Genomic DNA, 12,324 nt, shown 5'->3' on the forward strand with positions numbered 1-12,324 from the left:
CGAGACACGTTCTCGGCCGCCCTTTTGTTTGCTGAACACATGGTCGCTACGTCTGCGCCGGGCTCAAACGGTCGGCAATCAACCGTGAATGGTATTTGTTCAAAAAAGAACAAAGATAAACAGATAATGGTTGCAGTCTCTGTTCGAATGTGTTCAAATAAACATGAACAGTGAAGAACCGCACATTCAGATGCCCGGACCTGAACGCGATTCAACACTTCCAAACAGAAACTACGCACCTGCGTATCTCTCAAGGAGGATGTCATGAGGGTTGTAATCGCTTCCGATGCCGACGGTATGTCGATGAAGGAGTCCATCAAGGAGATGCTCGTCGCCGACGGTCACGAGGTCGTCGACTATTCCGAGACCCCTGCCGCGGACTTTGTCGATTCCGCGACCGCCGTTGCCAAGGACCTGCTGGAGCACAAGGATTCCCAGGGCTTCGCATTCGATAAGTACGGCGTCGGCTCCTATATGGCCGCCGTCAAGATCAAGGGCATGGTCGTCGCCAACATTTCCGACGAGCGTTCCGCTTACATGACCCGCGAGCACAACGGTTCGCGCATGGTCACCATGGGCCCGGGCGTTGTGGGCACCGAGGTCGCCAAGAAGATCGCCCGCGAGTTCCTGCGCGCCCAGTACGCTGGCGGCCGTCACCAGATCCGTGTCGACATGCTCAACAAGATGGCCTAACGAGAGCCACCGAGAACTCGAACTTCTATCTCAACTTGTGAATTCAGACGAAAGGACGTTCTGATGAAGAAGACCATCGCAATCGGTTGCGACCATATCGTTACGGACGAGAAGATCTATCTGGCCGACCGCCTGGAGCAGGCTGGCTACAAGGTGCTCGACTGCGGCACCTACAGCCACGCCCGTACGCACTATCCCATCTACGGTAAGGCCGTGGGCGAGGCTGTTGCCAGCGGTAAGGCCGACTTTGGCGTGGCCCTGTGCGGCACCGGCATCGGCATCACCAACGCCGTCAACAAGGTTCCCGGCGCTCGCTGCGCCCTGGTTCGCGACATGACCTCTGCCCTGTATGCCCGTCGCGAGCTCAACGCCAACATCGTGGGCTTTGGCGGCAAGATCACCGGCGAGTTCCTGATGGCTGACATCATGCTTGCCTTCCTGGAGGAGCCCTACGAGAAGACTCCCGAGCACGATGCCCTGATCGCCAAGATCGACGCCTGCAATAAGGCCGACGCCGAGGCTCAGGCTGACCCGCACTTCTTTGACGAGTTTCTCGAGAAGTGGGACCGCGGCGAGTATCACGACTAAGGAGGTTACGCGGTTTTGCCAAACCGCGTAATGGGTCGACGCTGCGAAGCCATCTGGCGGGCAATCTGCCGTTCAGTTTCGGCGGCATGACCAGAAGGTCAATGCCGCCTCGCTTCACGGCACCTTGCCTCGCCAGCTGGCTTCTCGCTGATGTCTGAGTGACCTGTGGGGTTACCGCTGTTGTTGCGAAGATTTCTGATACGGCAAGCTGCTCCGATAACACGTTTGCTTGCTGAGCTTGTGTGCTTCGTTTTGGCGGTACCCGGCATTCTGCAGCTTTTCAATTGACGGCTCGCGTTTCTGTGATGAGGCGCGGGCCGGTTTTCTATCAGCCCCACTGACTTGGCGGGCTGTCGTAAGAAAGGGAAGGCTCCTATGGAGTTTGTTCTTGATAACGGTTCTATTCGTGTGGCACTGAGCACGGCTGGCGGATCGTTCACTTCGATTAAAGCCAACGGCCGCGAGTACCTGTGGCAGGGTGACCCGGCGGTCTGGTCGGGCCAGGCACCCATTTGCTTCCCGATCTGCGGTGGCCTTCGTGACGGCCGCGCGATGACCATGGGCGGCCGCGAGGTCAAGCTCGCTCGCCACGGCTTTGCGCGCAAACAGGAGTGGAAGCTCGAGGAGCAGGGCGACAACATGGTTGCGCTGAGCCTAAGCTCTGCCGACCATGCCGAGTTGCTCGAGCAGTACCCGTATCCGTTTAAGATCGTTGCTCGTTACACGATCGATTCGGAAAAGGTGGCCGTGTCGTACGAGGTGACCAATGAGGGCACCGAGGACATGCCGTTCTTTGTGGGTGGTCACCCCGGCTTTAAGTGCCCGCTCGACGAGGGCGAGTCCTATGACGACTATGAGCTTCGTTTTGAGCGGTGCGAGGCCACCGAGCTTTGTACTGCCGTCCCCTCGACGGGCCTGATTGATGTTGAGCATCGCAGCAAGAACCCCATGATCGGCCAGAACCTGCCGCTGACCCACGAACTCTTTGACTTTGCCGAGACCATCTTCGACGTGCTCGAGAGCCGCGTGGTTACGCTGACCAAGAAAACCGAGGACAAGGGCGTGCGCCTGACGTTCCCCGATATGCCGTACCTGATTGTGTGGAGCAAGCCCGAGGGCGACTTTGTGGCTGTTGAACCGTGGGGTGGTCTGTCCACCTGCTCCGACGAGGACGATATTCTGGAGCACAAGCGTGGCTGTCTGGTGGCCAAGCCGGGAGAGACCGTCACTCGCTGCTTTGAGATCGAGATCCTTTAAAGAGCTATCGTATGTTTGGGGTCGCACACGTCGTGCCCCGGAAACAGGAGTTCAATATGATTCTGACCGTTACCATGAACCCGTCGATCGATACGCGCTATCAGCTCGACAAGCTGACCATCGACGACGTGAACCGTGTGACGCCCGAAAAGACCGCTGGCGGTAAGGGCCTCAACGTGAGCCGTGTGCTGCTGCAGCTGGGCGACGATGTGCTCGCGACCGGCCTGCTCGGCGGCCACATGGGCGCCTATATGGCCGAGCTTATGGATGCTGACGGCGTCAAGAACGACTTTGTGCCCATTGCCGGTGAGACGCGCATTTGCTTGAATATCCTGCACGAGGGTAATCAGACCGAGCTGCTGGAGAGCGGCCCGCAGATCGCCCCGGCCGAGCTCGAGGCCTTTACGGCCAAGTTCGCCGAACTCGCGGCGAAGGCGGACGTTGTGACGCTTTCGGGCTCGCTGCCGCGTGGCGTCGATGCCGGCTACTATGCCGAGCTCGTCAAGATCGCCGAGGAGGCGGGCGCCAAGGTGCTGCTCGACACCTCGGGTGCATCGCTGGAGGCCGCGCTGGAGTCCGACGCTAAGCCTGAGCTCGTAAAACCCAACCTGACCGAGATTAACGGCCTGCTGGGTACGTCCTTTACGACCGATGATGTCGATGCCCTGCGCGAGGCGCTTGCCGCCGATGACCGTTTTGCCGGTATTCCCTGGGTTGTCGTTTCGATGGGCGCTGCCGGTTCGGTAGGCTTCCATGAAGGTCGCGCGTTCCGCGCCAAGACGCCCGCGATTGCGGCTGTGAACGCAACGGGTTCCGGCGACTCGACCATCGCCGGTTTTGCGCATGCCATTGCTGCTGGTGCCGACGACGTCACGGTGCTCAAGACCGCCAATACCTGCGGTAAGCTCAACGCCATGGATCCCAAGACCGGCCACCTGGTCATGGATCGCTGGGACGAGATCTACAGCAACGTTGAGGTCGTAGAGTTGTAGCGGTTGCGACTCCTAATAGAATGAGCGTGGATAATCTCCTGCTTTTGGTGCCCATGCGAGCTCAAAGTGGGAGATTTTCCACGCTCGAGTCATTAGTCGTTGGGGACGTTCTTGTTTGACTAGTCGTTTAAGAACGTCCCCAATGGCTACACTCAAAAACGGCGCCCGTCGGCGATGTTGCCGGCGGGCGCCGTTGTCGTGTGGGCGGTTATGTCGTGTGGACTGCCGTTGAGCGTCCGGGTCTGTGCTCTACAGTGAGTCGATAAAGCGCTGCTGGGCGGCGCGGCCGGCCTCGTCCCATTTAAAGACGCCGGCGTTGTCGAGCACGTGGCCAAACACCACGCCGACCTCCTCATGCAGGATGTCGATGGCGTTATCCGCCGTAAGCTCGTTCGCGCGGCGAGCAAAGACGTCCTCCGCCCATGCGGCGTGGCTGCGGCAAAGGTCGTCGCTCTCGAGAGCGCAGGCAAGATCGTAGCTGGCATCGGCCTTGGCCGCCAGCAGGTGCTCGCGGACAGCACCGAGCTCGGGAACCAAGCGCGGCGGCAGAATGGCCAGGCCCATGACCTCGATCAGGCCGATGTTCTCCTTTTTAATATGGTGGTACTCGGCATGCGGGTGGAACACGCCCAGCGGATGCTCGTCGGTCGTGATGTTGCAGCGAAGCGCCAAGCAGGCCTCGTAGATCTCGCCTCCGGCATTGCCGCGGGAGTCGACGCGGCGGATGACGGGCGTCACGGTGTTGTGCGCCACGCCATCGGCTGTGCGTGCGATGACGCCAACCGACTCATCGGTCCACTCGCGCCATGCCAGGATAATCTTCTCGGCGGCATCGAGCAGCGCGCCGCGGTCGTGCGAGCGCAGGCGCAGCACCGAAAGCGGCCACTGCAGCACGGTGCCGCTGACCTGGTCAAAGCCGGGCACGCTAAACTGCGAGACTTCGGTGGCATGCATCATGGGGAACTCGTGCGCGCCACCCTGGAAGTGGTCGTGCGACAGAATTGAGCCGCCCACGATGGGCAGGTCGGCATTGGAGCCGATGAAGTAGTGCGGGAACAGGTCCACAAAGTCGAGCAGACACGTCAGCCCCTTGCGGTCGACGTGCATCGGGCGGTGCTCGGAGCTCATGGCAATGCAGTGCTCGTTAAAGTACGCGTACGGGCTGTACTGGAAGCCCCAGCGCTCGCCGTTGAGCTCAATGGGGATAATGCGCAGATTCTGGCGAGCGGGGTGAGCGCCGCCGTCGGCTGCGGCGGAGCGTCCGGGATAGCCCTCGTTTTCGATGCAGAGCTGGCAGGCGGGATACTTCTCGCCCGTGTTCTTTGCCGCACCTGCCGCGGCGATATCGCGCGGGTCCTTCTCGGGCTTGGACAGGTTGATAGTGATCTCCAGGTTACCCCAGTTGGTGGGGGTGCTCCATTTGATGTTGCGCGCGATAGCGGCGCGGCGCACGTAGCCGGCGTCGCAGCACAGGCCGTAGAACCAGTCGGTCGCGGCGCGGGGCTCGTTGACGCCCATACGCCCATTGAACTCTTCGTTTACAACCGAAGGCCTCGGCATGAGCACGCCCATGATGCGCATGGCGATGCGGTCGCGGCCCGACGCCGTGTCCTCGGCGGCGCCGTTGGTAACGGCAGCCTCGGCAAGCGCGGCAAGCGTGCCCTCCAGGTCAAAGTCGGGAAGGATATCGGGGTGCAAGAGCGAGAGTTTCTCAACCTGGAGCGCCCAGGCCATATCGAGCGCCGGCCCCGTGGCGCCGATGCACTCCAAAATGGTGTTGTATGCCCAGATGCGGTCGTCCTGGCCGATCATCGATCGGTGGATGGCGTACTCGATCAGGTTCTGCGCGGCCTCTCGCACGTCAGTAATTACAGCCATGCCGCATAAGCCCCCTTGTCAGAAATTGCGTAGTGGCGGGCAGACCCCTCGCCCAGCCAGCTGTTCATCTTGGCAATGAAGGTGTCGACCAGATCGAGCGGCACGAAGGCCTGGATGGTACCGCCAAAGCCGCCGCCGTGGATGCGGACGGCGCCACGGCCGTCGAGCACATGCTCGGCAAGAGCAAGCGCGTACATGGAAGGCTGCTCGGCACCCAGTTTGGCAACAACATTCTGCAGGTACATGGCAGAGCTGGCGCCCGACTCGCGCGTCAGGACCAGGAACTGATCGATGTCGCCGGCGTTAAGGGCTGCCCAGCGCTTATCGACCAGGCCGTTCTCGTACCAGTAGTGAACGGCGCGCAGGCAGGCGCGGTCGCCCAGCTTGGCGCGCAGTTCGGGGAGCTTGGCGTCAAAGTCGGCAACGTCGACCTCGCACAGGCGCGCCTTGCCAAACTCGGCGGCGACGTCTTGCATCTCGCGCGGAACGGCGGCGTAGTCGTCGGTGGCGGCCACGTGGTCGGCACCGACCTTAACGAGCACGAGCGCGTAGCCGTGATCCTCAAAGTTGAGCTCGAGCTTCTGGGTCTTAGGCTGGGCTTGGTCCTCAAAGTCCATGTAGGCAAGGCCGCCCAGGCACACAGCGGCCTGGTCCATCAGACCGCAGGGCTTGCCGTAATAGTTGTTCTCGGTGCGCTGGCTCATCTGGGCGAGCGCGACGGGCTCAATGGCGGGCGCGCCCCAGAGTGTCTCCATGGCACGACCGTACGCGGCCTCGACAGCAGCGGAGCTCGAAAGACCGCCACCCGAGGGGACGGAGCAGGTGAAGGCGAAGTCGAAGCCATGGGGCTCAACGCCAAGGGCTGCAATCTCGTGCGCCATACCGCGCACGAGGCTTGCGGACGTGCCCTTCTCGGACTCCTGAACATCCAGCGTGTCGAGGGTAATCTCAAACGTGGGGTAGCCCTCATCGGCGACGCGGACCTTGTTGGAATCGGTTGCCACGGCGATACCGTCAACGGCGACATCGAGCGAGCCGGCGATAACGTGGCCGCCTTCGTGATCGGTGTGATTGCCGCTGATCTCGGAACGGCCGGGCGCGTGCACGTAGAGCACTTGGCGGTCGCCGATGGGGCCAAACTCCTCCTCAAACAGCTTGGTGAGCGTGGCGAATGTCTTTTCGTCGGGGGTGGTCATAGGGGTCCTTTCCTTGACGCGGGAGAGACTGATCCGTGTCGTTAATGAGTACGTTAACAATTTTGAGCACCACAAACCAGACGGTCGCGGCGCCGCACGTTAATGGGTATGATAACGTACTCATAACACAACGCATATCTATTTTTGAGAATCTGGTAATCGGTAGATTTTCGGCCGTGAACGGTGTGGCCGTATGGACATATGGAGCAAAAGAACCGCTGATAGAAAAAGTAGAGTACGTTAACATGCGTCCGACGATAGCGGGCCTCGGCGCGGGGTGTGTTTCTGCCCGGGCTGGCATTTACGCTATTCAGATCTCGCAAGGGTGAAGGTGATCCAGTGGCAAGGCGCCCGTCCAACGATACAGGTATGCGTCCGGTCTCCATGGCCGACGTCGCCCGCGCTGCTGGCGTTTCGCAGCAGACGGTTTCGCGCGTCGCCAACGGCTTGCCCAACGTTAACGAGCAGACGCGCCAGCGCGTGCAGGCCGCTATGCAAGAGCTTGGCTTTCGTCCGAGTTATGCCGGTCGCTCGCTGCGCGACGGCCGCTACCATTCGGTCGGTCTGTGCGTCAACGATGTCACCAAGTTTGGCAACCTCTCAATGATCGACGGCATCGCCAGCGCTGCTCGCGAGCATAATTGCGCCATCACGCTGGTCGAGATGTCCAAGACCGAGGAGTTCTCGCTTGCCGAGGCAACGCGTCGTATGGCTGCGCTGCCCGTGGACGGCATCATCATCGGCATGAGCCGTATGGCGCCCGATTTTGAGACGTTTGATCCACTGCCGGGCATTGGCACGGTCATCGTTACCATGTATGCGCATCCGCGCGTGACTACAGTCGATTCCGACCATTACGGCTGCTCGCTGTTGCTTATGGATCATCTGTTTGAGCTGGGGCACGAGCAGATTCGCTATATTGGCGGCCCGTCGTTCTCGGTCGACGAGCAATTTCGTCGCGCCGGTTGGCAGGATGCGCTCGAGCGTAAACACATCGAGCCGGCAGAGCCGCTCGAGGGCGACTGGTCTGCTAACAGCGGTTACGAGGCCGGCAGGTACCTGGCCGAGCATGACCGCGCCATGACGGCGATTTACGCGGCAAACGACCAGATGGCAAACGGCGCTATTGCAGCGCTGCGCGATAGCGGCCTGCGCGTACCCGAGGACGTGAGCGTGGTGGGCGTCGACGATTCGCTCGATGATTTTGTCGCACACAACGAGCTCACGACCGTGCGATTCGATCTACATCAGCGCGGACGCGAGGTATTCGAGCATGCGGTTCCCGAGGCGGGCGCGGCGGACAAAACCGTTGCCATTCGTATTCCCGGACAACTCATCATTCGACATAGCACGGCGATACCGCGCGCATAGTTTGTGCTGATAAACGGCGATTTATCGCATTTCAATAACAATCGGTAAGGATGCCGGCAGATAGCTGTTGGGATGCAGCCGAGTGCTATGATAGACGGGCTCTTTTGTCTATCTAGGAGGCTTTGCCTGATGGAGATCACCAAGGATATCCGCTACGTTGGCGTCGACGATCACGACATTGACCTGTTCGAGGGCCAGTACGATGTGTCCGAGAACGGTATGGCATACAACAGCTACGTTATCTTGGGCGAGAAGATCGCTGTCGCCGATTCGGTCGATGGCGGATTTGTCGACGAGTGGCTCGGCAACCTCGAGACCGTACTCGACGGCCGCACGCCCGACTACCTGGTCATCCATCACATGGAGCCCGATCACTCCGCCGGCATCGCCGCCTTTATGGAGCGCTATCCCCAGGCGCAGATTGTGGCAAGCATGGGCGCCTTCCGCATGATGGTCAACTACTTTGGCACCGACTTCCCCGAGCGCAAGATGGTTGTCAAAGAGGGCGACGTGCTTGATCTGGGTGGCCACAGCCTGACCTTTGTCGGCGCCCCCAACGTTCACTGGCCCGAGGTACTCTTCTCCTACGAGGCTACCGACAAGGTGCTCTTTAGTGCCGACGGCTTTGGCAAGTTTGGCGCCAACGACATCGAGGATCCGGAAGGGTGGGCCTGCGAGGCGCGCCGTTACTACTTTGGCATCGTGGGCAAGTTCGGCAAGTTTGTGCAGGCCGTGCTCAAGAAGGCCGCCGATTTGGACATCCAGATCATCTGCCCGCTTCACGGCCCCGTGCTGACCGAGAACCTGGGCTACTACCTCGACACCTGCAACACCTGGTCGAGCTATCAGCCCGAGGACGAGGGAATCACCATTGCCTACGCGAGCGTCTACGGCCACCTGAAGGCCGCCGTCGATGAGCTCGCATCTGCGCTCGAGGCTCGCGGCCAGAAGGTTTCCGTCTTTGACTTGGCTCGCGACGACATGGCCGAGGCCGTTGAGGACGCGTTCCGCTATGACCGTCTGGTACTCGCTTCCATTACCTATCAGGGCGAGATCTTCCCGTTCATGAGCACCTTCATCCATACGCTCGCCGAGCATGCCTACCAGAACCGCACCGTGGCGCTCGTCGAGGCTGGCTCCTGGGCACCTGCCGCCGCTAAGGTTATGACCAAGGAGCTCGAGGGCATGAAGGACATCACCCTGACGCAGAACAAAGTGACCGTCCTGGGTTCGCTCAACGACACCTCGCGCGCTCAGATAGAGGCCCTCGCCGACGAGCTTTCCAAGTAGCGATACGTTCACTTTTAACGCTCAAACCACCACAAAGGGGACAGGCACCTTTGTGGTGGTTTTTGTTTAAGCGTCGGCGATGATGAGATTTGGGTGGGCGTCGTCGGCGGTCTCGGCGATTGAGGTGGCGACGGCATGATCGGGGTCACGGTCCATCACGATGGCGTCGACATCGGTCAGCTCGGCAAAGCGGTACATGCCACGTCCGTTAACCTTGCTGGCGTCCATGAGGGCAACGCTTTGACGGGCGGCGCCGACCATAGCCGCTTTGGTCTCGGCCATCTGGGGAAAGTCGGTCGTAAAGCCGCAGCTGGAGACAAAGGCGCCGGGGCACATGACGGCCAGATCGGCATGGACCATTTGGAGCGCCTGCATAGTGAGCGGTCCGTACAAATAACGATGGCCTTTGCGCAGTGCCCCGCCCAGCATGACGACATCGACCGAGGGCATGCTCTCGTCGATGTAATCGGCAATGGTAATGTCGGCCGTGATAACGGTGATGCCGTTGCGCTGGTCGAGGAGCCGGACAAACTCGAGCGCCGTGGTGCCCGAGTCGACGAGCAGCGTGTCGCCGTCATTGACGAGCTCGATGGCGCTTTGCGCGATGGCCTGTTTGGCGGCAACGTTGACATTGATGCGGCGATCCTGCGTGGAAACGGTCAGCCGCTTCTGGAGCGATACGGCACCACCATGTGTGCGGCGGAGCTTGCCGGACTCGGCGAGCGCGTCCAGGTCGGCGCGGGCGGTGACGGAGGACACGCCAAAGGTCTGGGCGATTTCGGCTACCTGCACCGAGGCATTATGTTCGAGCATCTCCATGATGGCGGCACGACGCTCATCGGCGAAAGCGCGGGTTGTTGTGTGGGTCACTGCTGCTCCATCTCCAACCGAAATTTGCAGGAATTGTGTTGACTCTATTTTCGTTCATTTTCTTTTTGAGTAAGAAAACGCCTTTCGATTACTTACTTTTTCTATAAAAGAAAGATGATCAAGGCTCAAAACTCAATTTCGAACACGCGCGCTCGGGTTCGACTCCTTCCGTTTGCTTTTCAAAAATGAAGGTTGGACCTCGCGCGATGACAATATGTCGCATGTGCAAAGCCGCTGAATTTCATACAATGAGCGCAGCAAAACGCAAGGTAAAACACCTTGTGAACAACTACGCCCGATGTCCAGATGCGGGCGAGGGAGAGGAGCAAACGCTCATGGCACTTGTTACCACCGAAAAGATGCTCAAGGACGCTCAGGCCGGCCACTACGCCGTCGGCGCGTTCAACGTCGAGAACCTCGAGTTTGTTATGGCCGTTCTGGCCGCTGCCGAGGAGACCAAGTCCCCCGTCATCATGCAGACTACCCCGGGCACCATCAAGACCGCTGGCCTGGATTACTTCTATGGCATGGTCAAGGCCGCTGCCGAGCGCGCTTCCGTGCCCGTCGCTCTGCACCTCGATCACGGCGATGGCTATGACCGCTGCATGCAGGCTTTCCGCACGGGCTACACCTCCGTCATGATCGACGGCTCGCACGAGTCCTTCGAGGACAACATTGCCCTGACCAAGTCCGTCGCCGATGCTGGCCGCGCCATGGGCGTGCCCGTCGAGGCCGAGCTCGGTAAGGTTGGCGGCAAGGAGGACGACGGTCCCGCGGTTGAGGGCGAGAGCCCCTACACCGATCCTGCCGAGGCCAAGGAGTTTGTTGAGCGCACTGGCTGCACCTCGCTGGCCATTGGCGTTGGCACCAGCCACGGCGTGTACACGAGCGATCCGCACATCGAGCAGTCCGTGGTCAAGGCCATCCGCGACGCCGTCGACGTGCCGCTGGTTCTGCACGGCACCTCCGGTGTGCCCGATGAGCAGGTTGCCGAGGCTGTGAAGAACGGCATCTGCAAGGTTAACTACGCCACCGAGCTGCGTCAGGCTTACACCAAGGGCTTCATGGCCTACATGGCCGAGAACCCCGCCTGCTTCGACCCCAAGAAGCCGGCCAAGGAGGGCATGCGTGAGATCACCGAGCTGGTTAAGATCCGCATGAACAACCTCAACTCCGTGGGCAAAGCAGAGTAACAGCAAGGGTACTCCGACTCGCTACATATCCCGGGGAGGGACGAGGGCTTAGTTCCCCAATCGTCCTCGGGCATGCAAAAAGCCTCGCTGCGCACTTCGTGCGGCGAGGCTTTTTGCCCCCTGCGGAAAGATTGGGGAACTAAGCCCTCGTCCCTCCCAGGTTGACCTACTCGAGGTCGTCGCCCTTGTGGCGTTAGGGCGGAAAATAATAAGAAGCCTTCGCGCTGCGGAATGATTTTGGAAACTAAGTACGGGGACCCGCCCAAGCCGTTCTGCTCAATCGCCCTTGTGGTGTTGGGGCTGAAAGGGTGGGACGCGTGGGTTATTTGGTTGTTAGGGTTAGTAGGTCGTTGGGGGTTTTGAGGTTGTAGGTGGCGTTTGGGATGTCTTGGTGTGATCCCCATGCCGCTCTGGCAAAACTGACCCCTGCCGAAGTTGCGCATTGTTCGTCGTAGACGGTGTCGCCAACGTAGACGACGTTGCCAGGATTCGCGCCCGTACGCCGGAGATATTCGAGCATGGGTGCGGGTGCGGGTTTATGTTCGGTTGTGTCTTCGACAAGGATGATGTGCTCAAAATACTTATCGAAACCAAGGGGTGCAATTTCTTTTGTGTATTCGTCGCGCGCACGTGAGGAGACGATGCCAAGTTTGCAGCCGCTATCGGCGAGTGTTGCGATGACTTCAAGCAAACCTGGAAACACGCTGATGGTGCTTTTAAAGCTGGCGGCAACTTGGCACCAGCGATCCAACGTTGCCTGCGAGTAGATCCCAAGTTTCTCAAGGGCATCCTTGCCGGGTATGCCGAGGGCAAAGTCAAGCTCGTGTCGGGGAAGCGTTTTGCTGGTCTCTTCTTGGACAATCTGGACAAGCGATGACAGAACGCTTTCTTCTGTATCTGCCAATGTCCCATCAACGTCAAATACGATATGGTCAAAGTGCTTCATATGATTGCTCCTCTCTGTTGTTTGCCTGCAAGTTTGATGCAGTGACAGAA

11 protein-coding genes are annotated in these 12,324 nt (G+C 59.9%); 7 read left to right on the plus strand and 4 right to left on the minus strand.

Annotated features, from left to right (window positions below; all coding sequences use genetic code 11):
- Nucleotides 1-264: 264 nt before the first annotated feature.
- From lacA to PMX72_RS08060, 4 genes are all read left to right on the plus strand, one after another.
- Complete coding sequence (gene lacA / locus PMX72_RS08045) at nucleotides 265-693, plus strand: galactose-6-phosphate isomerase subunit LacA (protein WP_271729503.1); 429 nt, start codon at nucleotides 265-267, stop codon at nucleotides 691-693.
- A 63-nt stretch (nucleotides 694-756) separates the two neighbouring features.
- Nucleotides 757-1,281: a galactose-6-phosphate isomerase subunit LacB gene (lacB, locus tag PMX72_RS08050; RefSeq protein WP_271729504.1), complete on the plus strand. Its 525-nt coding sequence runs from the start codon at nucleotides 757-759 to the stop codon at nucleotides 1,279-1,281.
- A gap of 375 nt (nucleotides 1,282-1,656) precedes the next feature.
- Nucleotides 1,657-2,538 carry an aldose 1-epimerase family protein gene (locus tag PMX72_RS08055; protein ID WP_271729505.1) on the plus strand — a complete coding sequence of 294 codons (882 nt, stop codon included), beginning with the start codon at nucleotides 1,657-1,659 and terminating at the stop codon, nucleotides 2,536-2,538.
- A 56-nt stretch (nucleotides 2,539-2,594) separates the two neighbouring features.
- On the plus strand, nucleotides 2,595-3,530 hold the full coding sequence (locus PMX72_RS08060) for a hexose kinase (protein WP_271729506.1): 936 nt from the start codon (nucleotides 2,595-2,597) through the stop codon (nucleotides 3,528-3,530).
- Nucleotides 3,531-3,779: 249 nt separating this feature from the next.
- Here PMX72_RS08060 and PMX72_RS08065 read toward each other — a convergent pair whose 3' ends face one another.
- Both PMX72_RS08065 and PMX72_RS08070 read right to left on the minus strand, forming a co-directional pair.
- Nucleotides 3,780-5,408, minus strand: coding sequence for a UDP-glucose--hexose-1-phosphate uridylyltransferase (locus PMX72_RS08065; RefSeq protein WP_271729507.1), 1,629 nt, complete (start codon nucleotides 5,406-5,408; stop codon nucleotides 3,780-3,782).
- Nucleotides 5,399-6,604 carry a galactokinase gene (locus PMX72_RS08070; RefSeq protein ID WP_271729508.1) on the minus strand — a complete coding sequence of 402 codons (1,206 nt, stop codon included), beginning with the start codon at nucleotides 6,602-6,604 and terminating at the stop codon, nucleotides 5,399-5,401. The genes PMX72_RS08065 and PMX72_RS08070 overlap by 10 nt, the downstream gene beginning before the upstream one ends.
- Nucleotides 6,605-6,988: 384 nt before the next feature.
- Between PMX72_RS08070 and PMX72_RS08075 the strand changes: the two genes are divergently transcribed.
- On the plus strand, nucleotides 6,989-7,975 hold the full coding sequence (locus tag PMX72_RS08075; RefSeq protein ID WP_118206363.1) for a LacI family DNA-binding transcriptional regulator: 987 nt from the start codon (nucleotides 6,989-6,991) through the stop codon (nucleotides 7,973-7,975).
- 129 nt (nucleotides 7,976-8,104) lie between these two features.
- On the plus strand, nucleotides 8,105-9,265 hold the full coding sequence (locus tag PMX72_RS08080) for an FprA family A-type flavoprotein (RefSeq protein ID WP_271729509.1): 1,161 nt from the start codon (nucleotides 8,105-8,107) through the stop codon (nucleotides 9,263-9,265).
- 66 nt (nucleotides 9,266-9,331) lie between these two features.
- Here the strand turns inward: PMX72_RS08080 and PMX72_RS08085 are convergent, their stop codons facing one another.
- Entirely contained in the window at nucleotides 9,332-10,135 is an 804-nt protein-coding gene (locus PMX72_RS08085; protein WP_271729510.1) for a DeoR/GlpR family DNA-binding transcription regulator, read from the minus strand.
- Nucleotides 10,136-10,470: 335 nt separating this feature from the next.
- On the opposite strand from PMX72_RS08085, the gene PMX72_RS08090 reads away from it, so the two are divergent.
- A complete protein-coding gene (locus tag PMX72_RS08090; protein WP_271729511.1) occupies nucleotides 10,471-11,328 on the plus strand; it encodes a class II fructose-bisphosphate aldolase in 858 nt (285 codons plus the stop codon).
- 322 nt (nucleotides 11,329-11,650) lie between these two features.
- On the opposite strand, the gene PMX72_RS08095 is transcribed toward PMX72_RS08090, so the two are convergent.
- Nucleotides 11,651-12,274, minus strand: a complete 624-nt coding sequence (locus tag PMX72_RS08095) for an HAD family hydrolase (RefSeq protein ID WP_271729651.1) — start codon at nucleotides 12,272-12,274, stop codon at nucleotides 11,651-11,653.
- Between the last annotated feature and the right edge of the window lie 50 nt (nucleotides 12,275-12,324).

It is taken from the genome of Collinsella aerofaciens, assembly GCF_028207065.1.
In the GTDB taxonomy this organism is placed as follows: domain Bacteria; phylum Actinomycetota; class Coriobacteriia; order Coriobacteriales; family Coriobacteriaceae; genus Collinsella; species Collinsella aerofaciens_AR.

Bases quoted from the DNA above. Each gene is read 5' to 3' on its own strand.
- lacA (WP_271729503.1), top strand. From the start codon at position 265: ATGAGGGTTGTAATCGCTTCCGATGCCGACGGTATGTCGATGAAGGAG.
- lacB (WP_271729504.1), top strand. From the start codon at position 757: ATGAAGAAGACCATCGCAATCGGTTGCGACCATATCGTTACGGACGAG.
- PMX72_RS08055 (WP_271729505.1), top strand. From the start codon at position 1,657: ATGGAGTTTGTTCTTGATAACGGTTCTATTCGTGTGGCACTGAGCACG.
- PMX72_RS08060 (WP_271729506.1), top strand. From the start codon at position 2,595: ATGATTCTGACCGTTACCATGAACCCGTCGATCGATACGCGCTATCAG.
- PMX72_RS08065 (WP_271729507.1), bottom strand. From the start codon at position 5,408: ATGGCTGTAATTACTGACGTGCGAGAGGCCGCGCAGAACCTGATCGAG.
- PMX72_RS08070 (WP_271729508.1), bottom strand. From the start codon at position 6,604: ATGACCACCCCCGACGAAAAGACATTCGCCACGCTCACCAAGCTGTTT.
- PMX72_RS08075 (WP_118206363.1), top strand. From the start codon at position 6,989: ATGGCCGACGTCGCCCGCGCTGCTGGCGTTTCGCAGCAGACGGTTTCG.
- PMX72_RS08080 (WP_271729509.1), top strand. From the start codon at position 8,105: ATGGAGATCACCAAGGATATCCGCTACGTTGGCGTCGACGATCACGAC.
- PMX72_RS08090 (WP_271729511.1), top strand. From the start codon at position 10,471: ATGGCACTTGTTACCACCGAAAAGATGCTCAAGGACGCTCAGGCCGGC.
- PMX72_RS08095 (WP_271729651.1), bottom strand. From the start codon at position 12,274: ATGAAGCACTTTGACCATATCGTATTTGACGTTGATGGGACATTGGCA.